Source organism: Microcoleus sp. Pol7_B2, assembly GCF_036701035.1.
In the GTDB taxonomy this organism is placed as follows: Bacteria; Cyanobacteriota; Cyanobacteriia; order Cyanobacteriales; family Microcoleaceae; genus Microcoleus.
The window spans coordinates 83,446-101,637 of record NZ_JAUBQB010000012.1; the positions used below are offsets into that span (position 1 = coordinate 83,446).

Annotated in this window: 15 protein-coding genes; 10 read left to right on the top strand and 5 right to left on the bottom strand. The window is 45.7% G+C overall.

What is annotated here, in order from left to right; translation table 11 throughout:
* The first annotated feature begins 525 nt into the window (after positions 1–525).
* Positions 526–2,844 carry a beta-propeller domain-containing protein gene (locus QUA57_RS07390; protein ID WP_333063031.1) on the top strand — a complete coding sequence of 773 codons (2,319 nt, stop codon included), beginning with the start codon at positions 526–528 and terminating at the stop codon, positions 2,842–2,844.
* A 64-nt stretch (positions 2,845–2,908) separates the two neighbouring features.
* Here the strand turns inward: QUA57_RS07390 and QUA57_RS07395 are convergent, their stop codons facing one another.
* The 3 genes from QUA57_RS07395 to QUA57_RS07405 all read right to left on the bottom strand — a co-directional run bounded on the left by QUA57_RS07395 (position 2,909) and on the right by QUA57_RS07405 (position 6,193).
* Positions 2,909–3,127 carry a hypothetical protein gene (locus QUA57_RS07395; protein WP_333041155.1) on the bottom strand — a complete coding sequence of 73 codons (219 nt, stop codon included), beginning with the start codon at positions 3,125–3,127 and terminating at the stop codon, positions 2,909–2,911.
* Positions 3,128–3,193: 66 nt separating this feature from the next.
* Positions 3,194–4,603, bottom strand: coding sequence for a heterodisulfide reductase-related iron-sulfur binding cluster (locus QUA57_RS07400; protein WP_333063034.1), 1,410 nt, complete (start codon positions 4,601–4,603; stop codon positions 3,194–3,196).
* A 174-nt stretch (positions 4,604–4,777) separates the two neighbouring features.
* The gene (locus QUA57_RS07405; RefSeq protein WP_333063035.1) at positions 4,778–6,193 is read right to left on the bottom strand and encodes an FAD-binding oxidoreductase; all 1,416 of its coding nucleotides are present in this window, start codon (positions 6,191–6,193) and stop codon (positions 4,778–4,780) included.
* Between the two features lie 97 nt (positions 6,194–6,290).
* On the opposite strand from QUA57_RS07405, the gene QUA57_RS07410 reads away from it, so the two are divergent.
* The 4 genes from QUA57_RS07410 to QUA57_RS07425 all read left to right on the top strand — a co-directional run bounded on the left by QUA57_RS07410 (position 6,291) and on the right by QUA57_RS07425 (position 9,966).
* Positions 6,291–7,754, top strand: coding sequence for an ATPase domain-containing protein (locus tag QUA57_RS07410; protein ID WP_333063036.1), 1,464 nt, complete (start codon positions 6,291–6,293; stop codon positions 7,752–7,754).
* 436 nt (positions 7,755–8,190) lie between these two features.
* Positions 8,191–8,562: a response regulator gene (locus tag QUA57_RS07415; protein WP_333041151.1), complete on the top strand. Its 372-nt coding sequence runs from the start codon at positions 8,191–8,193 to the stop codon at positions 8,560–8,562.
* On the top strand, positions 8,559–9,716 hold the full coding sequence (locus QUA57_RS07420) for a HAMP domain-containing sensor histidine kinase (RefSeq protein WP_333063038.1): 1,158 nt from the start codon (positions 8,559–8,561) through the stop codon (positions 9,714–9,716). Before QUA57_RS07415 ends, QUA57_RS07420 begins: the two co-directional genes overlap by 4 nt.
* 82 nt (positions 9,717–9,798) lie before the next feature.
* Positions 9,799–9,966: a hypothetical protein gene (locus QUA57_RS07425; protein WP_333063040.1), complete on the top strand. Its 168-nt coding sequence runs from the start codon at positions 9,799–9,801 to the stop codon at positions 9,964–9,966.
* 180 nt (positions 9,967–10,146) lie between these two features.
* Here QUA57_RS07425 and QUA57_RS07430 read toward each other — a convergent pair whose 3' ends face one another.
* Both QUA57_RS07430 and QUA57_RS07435 read right to left on the bottom strand, forming a co-directional pair.
* Positions 10,147–11,679 carry an MFS transporter gene (locus tag QUA57_RS07430; protein WP_333063041.1) on the bottom strand — a complete coding sequence of 511 codons (1,533 nt, stop codon included), beginning with the start codon at positions 11,677–11,679 and terminating at the stop codon, positions 10,147–10,149.
* Positions 11,680–12,030: 351 nt separating this feature from the next.
* The gene (locus tag QUA57_RS07435; RefSeq protein WP_333063042.1) at positions 12,031–13,011 is read right to left on the bottom strand and encodes a DALR anticodon-binding domain-containing protein; all 981 of its coding nucleotides are present in this window, start codon (positions 13,009–13,011) and stop codon (positions 12,031–12,033) included.
* A gap of 355 nt (positions 13,012–13,366) precedes the next feature.
* On the opposite strand from QUA57_RS07435, the gene QUA57_RS07440 reads away from it, so the two are divergent.
* The 5 genes from QUA57_RS07440 (at position 13,367) to QUA57_RS07460 (ending at position 18,090) form a co-directional block, all read left to right on the top strand.
* On the top strand, positions 13,367–14,200 hold the full coding sequence (locus QUA57_RS07440; protein WP_445242201.1) for a Crp/Fnr family transcriptional regulator: 834 nt from the start codon (positions 13,367–13,369) through the stop codon (positions 14,198–14,200).
* Positions 14,154–14,993: an HAD-IB family phosphatase gene (locus tag QUA57_RS07445; RefSeq protein WP_333063044.1), complete on the top strand. Its 840-nt coding sequence runs from the start codon at positions 14,154–14,156 to the stop codon at positions 14,991–14,993. The genes QUA57_RS07440 and QUA57_RS07445 overlap by 47 nt, the downstream gene beginning before the upstream one ends.
* A gap of 248 nt (positions 14,994–15,241) precedes the next feature.
* A complete protein-coding gene (mtnB, locus tag QUA57_RS07450; RefSeq protein WP_333063045.1) occupies positions 15,242–15,862 on the top strand; it encodes a methylthioribulose 1-phosphate dehydratase in 621 nt (206 codons plus the stop codon).
* A 155-nt stretch (positions 15,863–16,017) separates the two neighbouring features.
* On the top strand, positions 16,018–17,052 hold the full coding sequence (locus QUA57_RS07455) for a patatin-like phospholipase family protein (RefSeq protein WP_333063047.1): 1,035 nt from the start codon (positions 16,018–16,020) through the stop codon (positions 17,050–17,052).
* Between the two features lie 225 nt (positions 17,053–17,277).
* Positions 17,278–18,090 (top strand): MlaE family lipid ABC transporter permease subunit, encoded by an 813-nt coding sequence (locus QUA57_RS07460; protein ID WP_333063048.1) that lies wholly within the window; start codon positions 17,278–17,280, stop codon positions 18,088–18,090.
* Positions 18,091–18,192: the final 102 nt, after the last annotated feature.

Consider the following 18,192-nt stretch of genomic DNA (forward strand, 5'->3'; position numbering starts at 1 on the left):
CGGTCAAACCAATGATTTTGTCTAGAAACCCGGTTTAAGAGTGCAAGTCCTTTTCTATATTTTAGAGGAAGGGGGCGCACCTGCAAAGCTTTCTGAGAGCTTTGGGTGAAACAGATTGCAGATGCCGTTGAGGTAGCAAACCCAACCAGGGGGACATCTGCCTCGCTGATGCGGCCGACTTGAGAGAAAATTAGATCATCCGCCATCATGTTTCGTTATAAAAAGTTTTTTTCGCACTTTAAATAGGATTGCGATACCTAAAAATTATTAGGTTTGACAGTGTTGATCGATCGACCATCATCGCCCAAATACCAGCTATGTTAAGAAAAACAACGATATATGTGAGCTTTTGTCGATCGATCTGTAAATTGGGCGTTGCTGAGTTGAATTATATTGGCGGCGATTTATTGTAATCGCACTGCTTGAAAATTCTCAAAGCAGACTTCGACTAAAAAACAAGCAATTCATCCAACCATCACCAAACCGAGGACAGCAAGCCCATAGCACATAGCATTCAAATATGTCATGCTAAGTCTAAGAGAAAAGATTCTCGATCGGCTTTTCGGTAGGGTGCAGCTAGCGTATACATTTAAAAAACACATCCGTAAATTTATGACCGAGTTTAAACAAGGGCTGGATAAAATGAAGCCCGCAGAACAGACGCACTACCTGGGAATCCTGCCAAGTCAGCTAGCAGCAGCTTCAGACTCCGAAAAATTATACAGCTTACTAACAGATTACAATTTTATTAAAGCCAAGCTGTCAGCATCGGGAGTACAGGCGCTAATAGAAGATTACGATTTAGCAACAAGTTCCGATATTATTATCTCAGAGCAAAAAGCCGACCAACTCAAATTAATCCAAGAAGCAATTCGGCTGTCTGCCCACATTCTAGCCACAGATAAAAGCCAACTAGCGACCCAACTAATAGCCCGCTTGATGTGCTTTGAAAGTCCAGATATTCAAGCACTGCTAGCACAGGCACAACACCAAACAACCCCCTGGCTGCGACCGCTAACGCCCAGCTTTACTCCTCCCGGCGGGAGATTATTGCGTACCCTCACCGGACATACAGACTGGGTACAAGCTGTAGCAATCACCCCCGACGGCAAGCGGGCAATTTCTGCCTCCTCTGACCACAATCTCAAAATTTGGCACTTAGAAACAGGAGAAGAACTTGCCACCCTCAAAGGTCATCTTACCTACGTCAATGCTGTAGCTGTCACCCCCGATGGCACTAAAGTAATTTCCGGTTCTTGGGACAATACTATTAAAATTTGGGGTTTAGAAACTGGACAAGAAATTTTTACTTTTGCCGGCGATACTTTTGCCGTAGAAGCAGTAGCAGTAACTCCCGACGGCAAGCGAGTAATTTCAGGTTCTTGGGATGGCAGTATTAAAGTTTGGGATTTGAGAAGCAGGGAAGTAATTTTTAACTTTAAAGGTCACAGCAGTTTTGTCCAGTCCGTAGCAGTAAGTCCTGATAGCAAACGGTTGATTTCCGGGTCGGGAGACAACAGCATGAAAGTCTGGAACCTAGAAACCGGAAAAGAACTTTTTACTCTCATCGGTCATGAAGACTGGGTAAAAAGTGTAGCAGTTACTCCTGACGGCGAAAAAATAATTTCCGGCAGTTACGACGGAACTGTTCAAGTCTGGAGTTTGTCAGAAAGAAAGCAACTTTTCACTTTAGGAAAACACAGCAGTTTCGTTCAATCTGTGGCAGTCAGTCCCGACGGAAAACGAGTAATTTCGGCTTCCGGCGACAAAACGCTAAAAGTTTGGAATCTGGGAACAAAAGAAGAACTTTTCACTTTTACCAATCACATCGCCCCAGTGAATGCTGTGGCTGTTACCCCCGACGGTCAGCGGATAGTTTCTGGTTCCTCGGACAAAACTCTCAAAGTTTGGCACTTAGAAACAGGCAAAGAAAATTTATCATTTGCAGGTCACGATGACTGGGTAAATGCTGTAGCAGTGACGCCGGACGGTACGAAAGCAATTTCCGGTTCAGGAGACAACAGCATTAAAGTCTGGAATCTCAAAAACGGACAGGAAATTTTTACTATTTCGGGACATCAAGATTGGGTAAAAGCGATCGCAATCACACCGGATAGCAAGCGAGTAGTTTCGGGTTCCGGCGACAAAACTGTGAAAGTTTGGAATATAGAAACCGGAAAGGAAATCTTTACTTTCACTGGTCATACAGACTGGGTAAATTCTGTGGCAGTGACGGCAGACGGAACGATGGCTATTTCCGGTTCGGGAGACAAAACTATTAAAGTTTGGAATCTAGAAACAGGAGAGGAACTTTTTACTTTTTCAGGTCATGAGGACGGGATAAAAGCTGTGGCAGTTACCCCCAACAGCAAGCGGGTTATTTCGGCTTCCGGCGACAAAACTCTGAAAGTTTGGAGTTTGGGGAAAGAAAAGAATATTTTGGCAATTTTATGGAATTTAGCCGTCAAAAATCTACTTTTCACTCTCAAAGGTCATGAGAGTTTTGTGAATGCTGTGGCAGTTACGGCGGATGGCAAATGGGCGATTTCAGGAGGGCGGGAACACAATTTGAAAGTTTGGGATTTGTCAGGTAGAAAAGAAGTTTTTACTTTGGCAGGTCATGCTGATGCGGTAACATCTCTGGCGACTATGGGAACCAAGGCAATTTCTGTTTCGGACGATAATACTCTCAAAGTTTGGGATTTGTTAAGTCGAGAAGTAATTGCTAGTTTCAGGGGAGATAGTGCTTTGAAAGCTTGCGCTGTTGCACCTGATGGGGTGACAATCGTAGTGGCGGAAGCTTCGGGACAGGTGCATTTTTTGAGGTTAGAAGAGGGGAAATAGTCATTGTGCCGAGCGCACTTTTGCTAAAATTTAAAAGTGCGATCGCTCTTTTCCCACATCTAGTTTACAATTGTTCCGGGTCAATTCCCATCGCTCGCAGTCTTTCTGCCAGTACAGCAGCCCGCTCTTCGGCTTGTTCTGCACGCTCTTCGGCTTGTTCCAAGTGGCGAGAAACCTCCTCATAACTTCTAAACAGTTCGCTCTCAGGACGATAAATTTGCAACTCTTCACCCGACGCTCCTCTGTGGAACAGGCGCCCCGCCTGTGAATTCTTGCAATTCATTCAAAAAAAATCTCATTCACAAAAGAGCGCATCGAAAATAGGGCGGACACCGCCCGCCCTAGAAAACTACTTCCTCAGCAACTTCACCCCGCGAATCGAATAATCCAAAAGCTCAATTGGGTGCATTAAAGTAACTTCCTTTCCCTGCAACTCCAAATGCTTCTTAATTTGCAAAGAACAACCCGGATTAGAAGAAGCAATCAACTCCGCGCCAGTATTCAGCAAATTCTCCACCTTTTGCACTCCCAATTCATCAGCAATCTCCGGCTGAAGCATATTATAAACTCCCGCACTCCCGCAGCACAAAGCCGCATCCACAGGTTCTTTTAACTTCACCCCCGGAATTTGTTGCAGCAACTGACGCGGCTGCAAACTAATCTTTTGCCCGTGCAACAAATGACAAGCATCCTGATACACAATTGTCAAATCTCCGTCAATCAAAGGATTGAGTTTCGCCGTAATTCCCGCACTTGCCAAAAACTCTTGCACGTCCTTAACATTAGCAGCAAATTTCTCAGCTTTCTCCCGATATTGCGGGTCATCTGCTAAAATATGACCGTATTCTTTCAAAGTGTGACCGCACCCAGCAGCGTTGATAATTACAAAATCAACACCCGTATTTTCAAAGCTATCAATCATTTGTCTCGCCAAAGCTTTCGCCTGTTCCGCTTGGCCTTGGTGTTCCGGCAAAGCAGCACAGCATCCCTGACTTTTAGGAACCACAACCTCGCAACCGTTAGCCGTCAAAACTCGCACCGTAGCCTCATTAACTGGCGAAAATAACAGCCGCTGCACGCAGCCTAAAATCACACCGACTCGATAGCGTTTCTCTCCTTGTGCCGGAATTACCTCTGGTAAATTATCCCGGAAAGAATCGACAGTAACTTTCGGCAAAATTGATTCCATCGCAGCCAAGCGAGGAAATACTTTTTTCAGCAAACCTGTTTTGCGGACAATTTTTGGCAGTCCTAATTTTTGATAAATAAACAGCGGTACAAGCAAAGGTCGCAATCTGTGAGGATAAGGGAAGAGATTAAAAATCAGAGTGCGAATTACATTGTCGGAAAAAGTGCGTTCCTGATTTCTAGTAACTTGGTGGCGAGTTGCAGAAATTAACTTGTCGTATTGAACTCCAGAAGGGCAAGTTGTAACGCAGGCCAAACAGCCCAAACAAGTATCGAAATGCTGCGAGGTTGCTTCGTTTAAAGGTGCGTCGCCTTCATTAATTGCATCCATTAAATAAATGCGGCCTCTGGGGGAATCCATTTCTTTGCCAAGTACGCGATAACTCGGACAAGTTGACAAACAAAAGCCGCAGTGTACGCAAGTATCGATTAATTTGGGGTCGGGCGGGTTATTGGCGTCGAAACCTGGGATTTCTAGGGTTTCTAAGTGGGGATTTTGTGCTAGAAAATTGCTTTCTTTGGCAGGTCTTAAATCGTCGCTGGGAATTGGAGATTTTTCTGAAGTTTGCATATATATATTACCTAATTGTTTTTCTTCGTAGCAAGGAGTTTAGTCTGTTTAAGGGAATTTATGCAGAAGCTTTATATGTATGTTGGCAACGGGAAATTTGCCGCTGTAAGTAGCGTGTAAAACCACTTTTTACATAATTTCTGAACGAATCAAGTCCTGACTACAAACTTTAAACTAAATACCGCTTATAAAACGATGGGGACTCAAAATATTTTTCGGGTCAAACTGCTGTTTAATCCGGCGCATTAAATCGATCGCACTTCCAGTATAGCCCCAAACATCTAACTGTTGCTTGATGTCGGTCGGCGCCGCTAAAACAGTCAGAAAACCGCCTTTCGCTTCGCACCCTCTGCGTACCTGCAACAACCTGTCCGCCGTCGCATTCTCAAACCGCAAAACCCCCAAACCGTTGCCTGCATGAATCCAAGCGTCCTGTACCGGCAATTCGTTAATGGCCGTTACAGCTTCCGACGGTCTGATTCCTATTTTGCAAATAATTGCCGACTTTGTGCCAGAATCCCACATTGTTTCTGGCAATCTTTGCCATAACTGATGCTCATCATTTTCGCAGCAGCTAGTGCCTTGCAAACCCAACTTTTCGCCAACTTCCAGTAAGCGGGCTGATTGTTGTTTAACACTTTCTGCGATACTTTGAAATCTGACGATTAATCCCGTGCCCTTTCCTAAGCCTAATTTTGCGACTAATTCAGGCGACAGCAAATCGATCGCACTTGGTGTCAAAGCAGAGGATAATAAGATTTGAGCCGTTTGGGACAAAGCATTAACTTCCCCTGTCAGCACTACGGTTCCCGATGATTCAGGCAGCGGATAAACTCGGAAAGTTACTTGAGAAATGACGCCCAAGGTACCGTAAGCACCAGTAAACAGTTTCATCAAGTCGTAGCCGGCGACATTTTTAACAACTCGACCTCCGGCTACCGCAATTTTACCGTCCGATCGCACAAAGGTAATTCCCAACAGCAAATCGCGAACCCCGCGATAGCGATGCCGCAAGGAACCAGCATCAGCAGTAGCGATAATGCCGCCCAAAGTTGCCTCTTGCGGATATGCTGGGTCGATCGGCAAAAATTGACCTGCTGCTGCTAAAATTTCCTGCAAATCCGCAAACTTCATCCCCGCTTCGGCAGTTACGGTTAAATCGCCCACAGCGTGCTGTACAAGTCGATTGAGGCGCGAAGTGCTGACAGCCACAAGCCCCGCTGCATCAGAAGATACCCTTAAATTTCCCTTCAAAAGACCCACTTTGACAACATCTTGCTCCCCCCTTGTTAAGGGGGGCTGGGGGGGATCGGAGTCTAATTTTACTAAACCGCCCCAATCAAGTTTGCTGCCGCTACCACAAGGCAAGACTGCACAGCGACGTTGCTGTGCCCAAGCAATGACAGCCGCCAGTTCTTCCTGAGTATTCGGGTAAACGGTACAATCTATTTTCGTGTCGGGGGCAACTGCTTTTTCTACCCGTTCTTGCCAAAATGGCTCTGTATCTTGCCAGCGACAGATGCCAGCAGTCCCGACAATACTTTCTAATTCTTGTGTGCTTACGTAATTTTCGGTAGAAAAAGATTTCATGAAGGTTATCAGACGCCCGGTAAAAAAAATTATCAAAACAGTGCCTAAAACCATTAAATATTAATACGGGCCCGATATTCAAAACATGAACAAACAAATGTCTCAAAACCGAATTTCTCTGGGAATTACCGGTCTCAACGAAGTGATTGGCGGCGGCCTAATTTCTCAACGCTCTTATCTGGTGCGCGGCGGCCCGGGTACCGGCAAGACGACACTGGGCTTTCACTTTTTGGCAGCAGGTGTGGCTGTGGGAGAAACGCCCCTGTTTATTACTTTAGGAGAACCGGAAGCGCAATTGCGGGCCAATGCGGCAAGTCTCGGTTTTGATATGGAAGCGATGGCGTTCCTCGATTTGAGCCCATCGTCAGAATTCTTTACAGAAGTTCAGACTTATGACATTTTCTCCCCCTCCGAGGTTGAGCGAGAACCGACTACACAAAAGATTATTGAGCGAGTCCAAGCTGTCAAGCCACAACGGGTGTTTTTGGACGCAATCACTCAATTTCGCTACTTAGCTGCGGATGAGTTTCAGTTTCGCAAGCAAGTTCTGTCTTTTCTGCGGTTTTTGGTAGAAGGGGGGGCGACGGTGGTGTTTACCTCCGAAGGCACATCAAGTGCTCCCGACGACGATTTGCAATTCATCAGCGACGGAGTAATTTATTTAGAACTATTGAAAGAAGGACGCGCCCTCTCTGTCACCAAGCTGCGAGGCTCCAACTTCCGCAGCGGCCGCCATTCGCTGCGCCTGACTCAGGCTGGTATGGAGGTATATCCGCGATTGCTGCCGGACAACTATCAACAGGATTTTGTTGCTGAAGCAATTTCTTCTGGGGTTCCAGAAATTGACGAACTACTGCACGGGGGACTGGAACGGGGGACTGTGACGGTGATTAGCGGGCCTAGCGGCGTGGGTAAAACGACGGTGGGCATTCAGTTTATGAAGGAAGCAGCAGGAAGGGGGGAGCGATCGGTAGTTTACATTTTTGAGGAGTCAACTTCTACTCTGCTGCGCCGCTGCGAATCAGTTAACATCCCGGTTGGGGCGATGATGGGGCAAGGAAGTCTTTCGGTGATACCCGTGGAACCTTTGCTCTACTCGCCGGATCAGTTTGCCTGTATGGTTCGTCAGGAGGTGGAGCAGAAAAAGACGCGGATTGTGATGCTTGACAGTATTTCTGGCTATCAGCTTTCGATGCAGGGGCAAGATTTGGTGAACAATTTGCACGCTTTGTGCAAGTATCTGAAGAATATGGGAGTTACGGTTATCTTGATTAATGAGGTAGAAGCCATTAGCGGAGATTTTCGGCTGACGGAGATCGGGATTAGCTATTTGGCGGATAATCTTCTGTTTATACGCTATATGGAACGCCAACTGCATAATAGGACAGAAATCCGCAAGGCGATGGGAGTAATTAAAAAACGAGTCAGCAATTTCGAGAGAACTCTGCGAGAACTTGAGATTACTCGCTACGGCATCAAAGTCAGCAAACCGATAGGGGGGCTGCGCGGCATTTTGAGTTCGGCGCCGGTGTGGATTGAGGGGGGAGCAGATGAAGATTGAATCGGGATTTGTCCTGCTGTTTTGGGGCAATTGCAGCTAATTTTGCAGTCGTGAATCTACTAATCAGTAGGGGCGCACCGCGCACCTCACCACTAGCTGTAGTGCGCGCACCGCGCACCTCACCACTAGCCTAAGTCCTGGAAAACTTAAATATATTGGTAAATTTGTGTATTTTTCGACTTTTATAGCAGTTTTCACTTCTAGGAAATACAGTATGGGCACAGGGCGCGGGGCCGTGTCCTGTGTCAGATCATCTGTACTTCACTCCACTGAAAACCAATGTAATCCATCGCCGAAAAGTAAGCTAATACCAGATAAAAAAAGAATCCGACTTTAGACAACCTCCCAACCCATATATAATCACTCACTCCCCCTTCTAAAATCTAAAATTTCAACTCTCAAATGGTTATAACCCGTATTCACAGGAAGCTGATAAATGACTGGCACTTCAATAATTTTAGCCGTAGACCGCAATCAGCGCAACTTGGAACTATTAGCACAGTTTCTCAACAAAGAAGGATACCAGATGATCGCGGCTTATAACTTTGAAGATGTTGCACAAGCTATCAGTCAGCCTGCTAGGATCGGGATGGCTTTAGTAGATATTTCTGGTTTCGATCGCCGGATTTGGGAGTGCTGCGAACAACTGCGAAATCACCAAATCCCTTTTCTGATACTCTCGCCCAAACAAAGCGCTGCCATTCAGCACGAAAGCCTCTGCCACGGTGCTCGGAATATGTTGGTAAAACCTTTGATCGTTAGAGATTTGCTGGGAATTGTGCACAGCTTGCTAGGAGAACCTGCGTGAGTCAAATTTTATTGCTTGTCGAACAGAAAGAAAATCGCCGCTTGTTATTAGAATGGCTAGCAGTTTATTATGAGGTATTGCTGCCCAACTCAACAGATAGTGAGGATTTTTTACCATTTAATCAATCTTTTGACCTGGGGATAATAGACGGTCTTGCCCTGAAACGCCATTGGCAATGGGTGGCAGCCCAAAAACAGGCAGAACACCCAGTATGCTTGCCTTTTCTTTTGATTACATCCCGCTCGGATGTAGGGATGGCAACGCAATTTATTTGGCAAAGTATTGACGATTTGATTATCGCTCCGATCGAGAAGATAGAATTGCAAGCGCGGGTGGAGATTTTGCTGAGATCGCGCCAGTTGTCTTTAACTCTCAAATTGTCTCACGACCAACTCGATCGCACTCTGCAAACAGCCCAAGAACTCAACGAGATGAAAACATCTTTGCTGTACATGATTGCCCATGACGTTCGCAATCCTTTGAATTTCATCATCGGCACTACACAACTTCTTAGCAAGTACAAGTTGACATTAACAGAGGAGAAAACCCAAGAACTTCTAGACAAAACTCAAGCAGCAGCAAAAGGCATAGATTTGTTATTAGATGATGTGCTGCTGCTGGGGCGTGTTGAGTCAGGAAAAACCGGGTTTTCCTTGCTACCGATAGACTTAACAAAGTTTTGTAATGAGTTGGTAGGGGAATTTCAGAACAGCCTGAAGTTGAAACCTGAAAATGACCGGGTGACGCTGATTTTTGTAAATCACAATCCATCCGCGATGGCGTGTTTGGAGGTAAGCTTGCTCCGGCGCATTCTGGGGAATTTGCTGTCCAATGCTATTAAGTATTCTCCCCCTAATACCGAAGTAATCTTTGAATTAAAACTTACTGAAACCGAGGCTATTTTTTCGGTACTGGATGCAGGAATTGGCATACCTGTCGCCGACCAAGAACGGTTGTTTAATTCATTTTACCGGGCTAAAAATGTCGGTCGAATTCCCGGTACTGGACTGGGGCTGAGCATTGTTAAAAAATGCGTGGACTTGCACGGTGGCGAAATTACTTTGATAAGTGAAGAAGGCGTCGGCAGTACATTTACAGTAACGCTGCCGATCGCACAACCTCGAAAAAAGCAAATCTCGCCTGCAACGCCTTAAACTAGATGCAGGCATTATCTTAGGATATTCATCGAGGAATTTGACGCCCGGGTGAGGCTATACGTGGTAGTGTGACCATGAGATGTATCCTCAAAAAACTGAAGAAAACTCTCGCTATTTTACAACGCCAGAATTTGAAGAACCATTAAGGGCCGCTGGTCAACTGATGAAATTGAGCATCGTCGTTCTAGGAGCGATTGACGAGCGTGAGAATTGGCGATCGAGCTGCGACCAACGATCGCTATCGTAAAAAATGTTGAAGGCACCCAAAAATAATTAGATGCCCTACAAAACTTATCCCGAATTGCCAGACTTTATATTTCTGAAAAAAAGCGACCCAACAGCCGTCACATCTTAGATGATATGATGCTGATTTTAACACTTTAAAAATGGTTAATCAACTCTTTTCTGAATTATTGTCCGACTACAATCAATCAAGAGTTGAAGAGCGATCGCCTGAGCTTTCAGGCCCAGAGTCCAACTGTTCAACTATTAATGGTTGAAACCTGATGTTTCCAGGTTCAATTGGCACTTTTCTCCACCAAGCTGGCAACAAGAGCAGCCAAAACTTACCCAAAGACACAGAACGCTGCTCGCCAACAAAAACCAAGGGCAGGAGAGCCGCCACTCGTAAGACGGCTGAGAGGGCAAACACCCCTGGCAAGCCACCGAGATTGGTCAAAGTGGCGATAAAGCCACCAAGGGTGATTCCCATTGCCCCAGTGACACCAGGAACCGCCGCCGCGATCGCAAAGTAAAGGGACTGATTACGTAGTGGTGCCACCGACATCATCAGATTACCACTGCACAGGTCGATCGCCGCCCACGTGGCACCGCCGATGATGTGCAACAGCGGGAACCACACCCATATAAAAATTGGAGCCGTTCCAGCTTCTAGCCAGAGCAGAGGGGTCAGAGCCACCAAGATTCCCACTACTATCATGATCGGGCGGTTCCCAACCCGGTCAGCCAGTTTGCCCCAAAAAACCAGCAGCAGTAAGTTAGCACCCGCTCCTAAGCTGTTGTAGAGCGTTACCACACTGACATCTATACTTAGGTTATCCAGCAGATAGAGGTTAAAGAAGGGAGCGCTGACGTTAACGGCAAAGCTCCATAGAGCAGAGTAAAGCAAAAACTTTAAAAAATTGGGTTCCTTGAGAAAGCTAAAAATTGTCCCTATGGATGATTTTTCGCCTCTATCTGAATGCGTGACGTGTACAAGCTTTGGGTTCACATCGGTCATAAAGAACTGACAACCTAGACTGAGGAGGCCAAGCACAATTCCTAAAACCAAGATGGCACTGTAACCTTGGAGCCTTCCACCGGGCCAGTTCGATACCACTAGAGCCAGCAACGGCACACCAATGAGATTCGTCAAGCTGACAGCACTATTGCGAAAGCCAAAATACCGCCCGCGCAACCGCTGAGGTACTAAAACCGCCAACCAGCTCAAGAAGGAAGCACGACCTAAAGATTCTAAGACTTGAGTTACCCAGATGATTGCCAATGTCAACTGCACTAGCTGATGTCCAGCGAGCTGAAATGAGCCTCCCAACCAAATGGCTGGCACGATAATCAGCCACAGCAGTCGCGACAGTCCGAAAATCCAGATGGAATACCAGTGGCGGCTCTGCAGTCGGTCTCCTATATAAGCTCCGAACGGTTGGAGCAGATTTACCAGTTGAGGAATGGAGGCGAGCATACCAATTTCGACTGGGCCAGCCCCTAAATCCAGCAAGAAATTACTGAGCAACGCGCCGCCGATGATGCTGTAAAAAAGCGTAGCGAAGACACTCTCCAAAGTTAGCGATCTGAGGCTTAACCGAGTTTCCGGTTTGGAAAATTTTAGAGGCGGATTGGTCAGAAGTACCGTCTCTGGTAAGGCTATATCCTCTTGGATTTCCTGAAGAGGGAGAGGATTCGTTCCTACTAAGCTGTAATCTTCTTCTTGTGTTTCGAGCATACTGGATAGCCAATAGATGAGCTGCTACGCAGCTTAATTGTATAATATAAGGTTAAGTATTTTAAGGAGCACAGCCATAGATGCAAGCTAAAAATCATTTCTCTCAAAAGCCAAAAGAAAGATTACTTAAATAAATTAGAAAAAATAAGAATGCCCAAATTACCGAAATATTATTAATTATAATTATATAAATAGCTAAGTTTTTATATTTATTTGTCGGCGAGAGTAGGTTACTGGATTCTTCAGTATGAACCCTATAAAATAGAGAGCTTTTCAGATGGAAGAAGTCAAAGTTACTTTCGGAAACCCACCTTTTATTATGAATAAAGGTTGCTAAAAATGAGAACCCAATCAAAGTTCTAAAGGAGCAAGAGCGTTAAACAAATTTTCTAGAATAAATCGCAGCAAAGATTGAGTTGCAAATATTAAACCTAATCGCGCTTGGGCGAGTTTTGGCTGTTCTATTTTAACTTCTCCCCAAATTCGGCACTGGCTGTAAAAAATCTGAAAGGCTTCGCTCAAACTATTGGCTAATTTCAAATAATTAACAGGTTTTTCGCGGTTTTTTACCTCAAAAGTAGGATATAAATTGTCTAGCACTGTTAACAGTTGCGATATTAAACGGCGTTCTGCTGGATGCACTAACCGCAGTCGATCGCCCTCGTCAATCCAAGGGATAAAATTTGGACTCGCCAGCGACCAAATTTGCGGCGCTGTATTGACATCTGGCTGCGCGATCGCAATTATCCGATCGCGGTGGGCCATTCGCAGCAGGGAACAGCAGCGCGCGTGGCTGTACTGAATGGGAAACAGTCGATCGGCACACACAACAGAATCTAATATTTTAGATCCTGAAACTGGAAGGTTCGTTTGAGCTAAACGCTGCAACCAGACGGCTAAACCTGCATCAGTCAACTCCATCTCGATCATTCCCCCCGGCGCTACTTTAACGGCGAAATCTGGATAGCACAGCGGTTCGAGTGTTTCGGCCAACTCGGTCGCGATTGTCTGCGGTGTCTGCTGCCAAGTTTTAGCCAATTTCAGGGCGATCGCAGACACATAAAGCACCCGCGCGCTATCTTTACTTCGATTTAACGGAATTATTGCACCCTTCTCAATAAGCTTGTTATGGGCGGGCAGGATGCCCATCCCACAATCAAATTCACTCTTCGCTTCACAGGCATCTTGCCTGTTCTTGAAAAGGCTGCCACCTATGGGATTTAACGGAATTTGGACCAGTGTTCCCTGCTGGGCGATCGCGCTTTGGAACATTGAAAGCAAGAAACACTTCACTGTAACTTCCGGGCACTGTGAGATATTTGCTGTATCCATATCGGCTCATCCTACCGTAAAAGCAACGATCAACTGTGACCGCTTGCACTTTTCTTGTACGTTAAACTGCGGATGTTAGGGATAGTCGATCGCCTCCCCCGGACGAGGCTAAATCGAATTAATCGGCTTTGTAGCGATTTTGGGGCTAAATATACAATTATTTCAGACAAATTTTTTGCTGATCTCTACCATTTTGATGTATTTTTTGCTACATTTAATTTTTCGGTAAAACACAGAAAAGTCAGCACAGTTAAGAAGCGTACAAGCTCGATCGGGGGTTGGTTATCTCACTTAGTATCGCACTGCTGGCAGAAACTGTTTGTCTCACTATTAAATATATCCCAGAGCCTCACTTATGCAATCAACTTCCACACCTCTAGAGACTATCGATCGACCTTTTATCACTTGGCAGCGAATTATCGACTGGGCCCAGGAACACTACCGCTGCCGGACTTTTAGCAAAGACGAGCGGATTCCCGCAAGGCCCGGACTGCTGTATTTAGTCCAGAAAGGTTCTGTGCGGCTCGTAGGCAGCGCTCAAGTTAGCGCTGCGGCGGCGAAGTCAAAATCCGTTGACAAAACTACAGAAGAAGCTTTTTTGGGCTTCGTCGGGGCTGGCCAGCCCTTTGAACTGGTTGCTCAGTCTCCTTTTACTCTCCAAGCTTACGCTCATGCCGATCAAACTCACGTAGTGTGGATGTACTGGCACGACTTGGATAATTGGCCTCACTTTCGTAGGGAAATTTTGGATGCGTTTCGCTACCAGCACCAGCGGAAACTTCTCTGGCTGAGCACTTTGGGACAACGCCGGACGATCGACCGACTGTTGGGATTTCTCACTTTGTTGATTGAGGAGTTCGGCGAACCTTACGTAGGTGACGGCGAACCGGATGTGGTTCGGGGCTACCGCCTGCCTTGGGCCTTGACTCACGCTCAAATTGGCAGCGCGATCGGGTCAACGCGGGTGACTGTGACGCGCCTGATGGGTAAGTTGCGATCGAAAGGTTTGATTAATACTGAGGATGATAATTTAATCTGTTTGCCGGCTAAGTCTAACCCCCAAAAGACAAAAAACCAACAGCAGGACTTAGAAGATTCCCTGGAAGATTCCCTGGAAGATTCCCTGGAAGATTCCCTGGAAGATGAAGATTCCCTGGAAGATGAAGATTCTCTCGAAGAATCTGCATAAAATCCTGCGGGAAATTGCCAACAAACAGCGCGTCACTATTAGTTTTGGGCAGTCGCGCTCGATCGCTCGACAGTGTACGATGAATTGTGTAAACTTTTCCCGTTCTCGAAAGGTGCGACTGACAATGACCGATGACAAGCAAAAATCTTCAATCCCGAACAATCAGCAACGGGTGGTATTCTGCGACTTTGACGGCACGATAACTGTTGAAGAAACTTTTGTGGCGATGCTCAAGCATTTCGCACCGGAATTGTCGTCTCAACTAATGCCTGAAATATACGCTAGAAGGCTGAGTTTGCGATCGGGAGTGCGGCAGTTATTAGAGTCTATTCCCTCGGAATGTTACGGGGAAATTGTGGAATTTTCTAGGGGAAGGCTAATGCGGCCGGGATTGTTGGAATTGCTGGATTTTTTGGACGAGAAAAAGGTAGATTTTGCGATCGTGTCCGGCGGTCTTCGGGTCATGGTAGAGACGGTAATGGGCGATTTGGTACACCGGGCGAGCGTTATTTACGCTGTGGATGTGGACGCTAGCGGCCCTCGGTTGCAAGTCAGTTCTGAGTTGGAAGGAGATGAGGAATTGGTGGCTAAGGTGCGGGTGATGGCGCAGCACCCGGCCGAAGAACAGGTGGCGATCGGAGATTCGCTGACGGATTTTAATATGGCTTTGCAGGCTTCGTCGGTGTTTGCGCGCGATCGGCTTGCCGAGTATCTAGACGAACAACAAAAGCCTTATACTAAATGGGATAATTTTTTTGATGTGTTGGAAAATTTGTCCCAAAAATGGAATTGAAACTATCGCCTTTCTCAGGTAATATAAATTCCGTTTGCATCGGTATTGTATGATGTTAAATTTTGTAGGGGCGGGTTCACCAACAATAATTGCCCATAATAAACAATATAATAAACCCGCCCCCGTGCAGATAAGTCCGATGCGACCGAATTTGATATAAGCTTTGCACGGATTACCATACGTTTAGATAGGCCAGCGCAACTCCTATTAAAGTAAAAAGTAGATTAAAAACTGAGGATTTGTAAAGGATGAGTGGCGATTTGAGATCGGATTTAATTGCAGCAGCCAAACATTTTTACGATCGCGGTTGGATGGTTGGGACTGCTGGCAATCTTTCAGCCCGCTTACCAGATGGCAGTTTTTGGATTACTGCTAGCGGCCGCGCCAAAGGGCAGTTAACTGAACAAGATTTTATCAGAATGAACTCAGAGGGGGCAATTGTCGAGCAACCTGTTGCCGACAGCCGCCCTTCGGCCGAAACCAGCATTCATTTAGCCGTTTACAATTGTTTTCCAGACGCTAAAGCTTGCTATCACGTGCACTCCATCGAGGCAAATTTAGTTTCTCGGCTAACAGCAGGAGATGCAGTGCCTTTACCCGCGATCGAAATGCTGAAAGGTTTGGGGGTGTGGGAGGAAAACCCGCAAGTGTCGATACCCCTCTTTACAAATTATTTAGAAGTCCCTAAGATAGCCAAGGAAATTTGCGAATTCTTTGCCATTTGTGCGCCCTCTGTACCCGCTTTGTTAATTCGCGATCACGGCATCACAGTCTGGGCAGACTCGCCAGCGGCCGCCTACAATTACGTAGAAATTGTAGAATACATTTTTCGCTATAAGATCGCAGCCCGCCAATTAAATTTAGATTGAAGATTTGGGATTTGAGATTGAGCGGTGCATGAATTCGGAATTATGTAGGTGTGCCCTAAGCAGCTTACGGCTATTACCGCTATGATTAGCCTCTCAAACACTTTTTGTATCCCGGACTGTAGGAAACGAGCAAACATTCAGAAGAGGCAACAGTTATGGCTAAATATACCAGAATTTTATCCATAGATGGAGGCGGAATTAGAGGAATTATTCCCGCGCAAGTTTTAGTTAGCGTTGAGTCAAAGCTGCAACAAAAAAGTGGCAACCCAGATGCGAGAATAGCTGACTATTTTGATTTAATCGCGGGCACAAGTGCGGGAGGCATTTTAACTTGTATCTATTTGTGTCCTGATGCCGAAAATCCCACCATACCTCGGTGGTCAGCCCAAGACGCTGTTAATTTTTCGATTCAGAGCGGTCGCGACATTTTTAAGAGTTCATTATGGCAAAAACTCAGCTCTATAGACGGTTTGATAGATGAGAAATATCCCGGCGAGCGCTTAGAACAATTCTTTTTGGAAAACTTTAGAGATTGCAAACTCAGCGAACTGCTGAAACCTTGTTTAATTTCCAGTTACGACATCGAAAGAAGAAAAGCTCACTTTTTCGATCAAATAGATGCTAAACAATATCCAGCAGAAGACTATTTTATTAGAGATATCGCCAGAGCCACATCAGCAGCTCCCTCTTACTTTGAACTTCCCAAAATCCGATCTTTGACCAACGAATCCTACGCTTTAATTGACGGGGGAGTTTTCGCAAACAATCCCGCACTTTGTGCCTATGCAGAAGTTAGAAATAAATTCAGAATTCCCGACGATCGCCCCGACAAAGGCCCGACAGCAAAAGATATGGTAATTTTATCGCTTGGCACAGGAGAAGCTCAGAAAAAATTCCCCTATGAAGAAGCGAAAAATTGGGGTAAAGTTGAGTGGGTTGAGCCTTTGATTAATATCATGATGACGGGAGTTGCTGAAACGGTAAATTATCAGCTAATCCAAATTTATGATGCGATTGAAAGACCCACTCAATATTTGAGAATTAATCCAGATTTGAGCCACGAACAACCGCTGCCGATTGATGATGCCTCTGAACAGAAAATATCAGACCTGCTGAGAATTGGCAAGGATCAAGCCGAAGAGAATAATGAACAGTTAGATAAGTTTATCGACTTGTTACTTGCGGAGTAATTCTAGGGTTTTAGATTTTAGATTTTAGATTGGGAAATGAGTGATAATTACCACAGAATTAATCACTTCCAATCTAAAATCTAAAAAGGTAGAATACACCAACCGCAGGGCAAGCCGACTAAAAATATATGTTGACAAATCGTGCAATAATTGCTGTAGGATTGCCGCAAATCTCTATGTGGCAGTGCTTCGCCCTGTTTGCAATAAATCCCGAGTCCTCAGTCATTGGTTAAAAAATACCAAGAAAAGTGCGATCAACATTTAGATGAAACCTTCAATAACAGGTGGTTTCAGCGGTTTTTTGTGACGTTGTTCCTGGGTGGCCAAGTGCTGCTACGCATACTCCAAGGCAAAATTGACCGCCGCAAAATCATGGAACATTTAGTAACAGTAGGCCTGGATTCTTTGCGATCCGTGCTGCTAATAGCCTTTTTTGGCGGCATGATTTTTACATTTCAATCAGCCAGAGAATTGGTGCGCTTTGGGGCGGTTGGGGCTATGGGAGGTGCGTTTGCTGTGGCATTTTGTGGCGAACTAGCACCACTTTTAACGGCGGGCGTGGTGGCGGGACAAGTAGGTTCGGCCTTTGCGGCGGAGATAGGAGAAATGCAGGTGACGGAACAAATAGACGCCCTGTATATGTTAAGAACAAATCCGGTTGATTATTTAGTAGTGCCGAGGGTGATAGCTTGCTGCATCATGCTGCCGATTTTAACAATTTTTGCGGTAGCGGTGGGGATTTTGGGCGGGCTATTTGTAGCGGTTCATTTTTATAATTTGGAACCGTCGGTATTTTTGGAATCGGTGCGGACTTTTTTGGGGCCTGGGGATTTAGTAACTGTGGTGATTAAAAGTTTTATTTTTGGGTTAATAATTGCCCTTGTCGGTTGCGGTTGGGGATTGACGACAGTGGGCGGAGGGAAAGGAGTAGGCCAAGCTGCAACGGCCGCGGTTGTGACTTCGTGGGTGTTTATTTTTGTGGCCGATTTCTTTTTATCGCTGTTGATGTTTCAAGAGTTGGGGATTATGAGAAGTTGATAATCTTGGCGATTATGGCCGTAGTCAGGAGTCAAGATGCTTAAATATTAAGGGTTTGAACACTCATCAACCCGAGTGCCACCAGGATGGCTATAAAATAAC

Excerpts from the sequence above, each read along its gene's own strand:
- QUA57_RS07425 (WP_333063040.1), top strand. The coding sequence starts at position 9,799 with ATGTATCCTCAAAAAACTGAAGAAAACTCTCGCTATTTTACAACGCCA.
- QUA57_RS07415 (WP_333041151.1), top strand. The coding sequence starts at position 8,191 with ATGACTGGCACTTCAATAATTTTAGCCGTAGACCGCAATCAGCGCAAC.
- QUA57_RS07445 (WP_333063044.1), top strand. The coding sequence starts at position 14,154 with ATGAAGATTCCCTGGAAGATGAAGATTCTCTCGAAGAATCTGCATAAA.
- QUA57_RS07430 (WP_333063041.1), bottom strand. The coding sequence starts at position 11,679 with ATGCTCGAAACACAAGAAGAAGATTACAGCTTAGTAGGAACGAATCCT.
- QUA57_RS07395 (WP_333041155.1), bottom strand. The coding sequence starts at position 3,127 with ATGAATTGCAAGAATTCACAGGCGGGGCGCCTGTTCCACAGAGGAGCG.
- QUA57_RS07405 (WP_333063035.1), bottom strand. The coding sequence starts at position 6,193 with ATGAAATCTTTTTCTACCGAAAATTACGTAAGCACACAAGAATTAGAA.
- QUA57_RS07410 (WP_333063036.1), top strand. The coding sequence starts at position 6,291 with ATGTCTCAAAACCGAATTTCTCTGGGAATTACCGGTCTCAACGAAGTG.
- QUA57_RS07435 (WP_333063042.1), bottom strand. The coding sequence starts at position 13,011 with ATGGATACAGCAAATATCTCACAGTGCCCGGAAGTTACAGTGAAGTGT.
- QUA57_RS07400 (WP_333063034.1), bottom strand. The coding sequence starts at position 4,603 with ATGCAAACTTCAGAAAAATCTCCAATTCCCAGCGACGATTTAAGACCT.
- mtnB (WP_333063045.1), top strand. The coding sequence starts at position 15,242 with ATGAGTGGCGATTTGAGATCGGATTTAATTGCAGCAGCCAAACATTTT.
- QUA57_RS07455 (WP_333063047.1), top strand. The coding sequence starts at position 16,018 with ATGGCTAAATATACCAGAATTTTATCCATAGATGGAGGCGGAATTAGA.
- QUA57_RS07440 (WP_445242201.1), top strand. The coding sequence starts at position 13,367 with ATGCAATCAACTTCCACACCTCTAGAGACTATCGATCGACCTTTTATC.
- QUA57_RS07390 (WP_333063031.1), top strand. The coding sequence starts at position 526 with ATGCTAAGTCTAAGAGAAAAGATTCTCGATCGGCTTTTCGGTAGGGTG.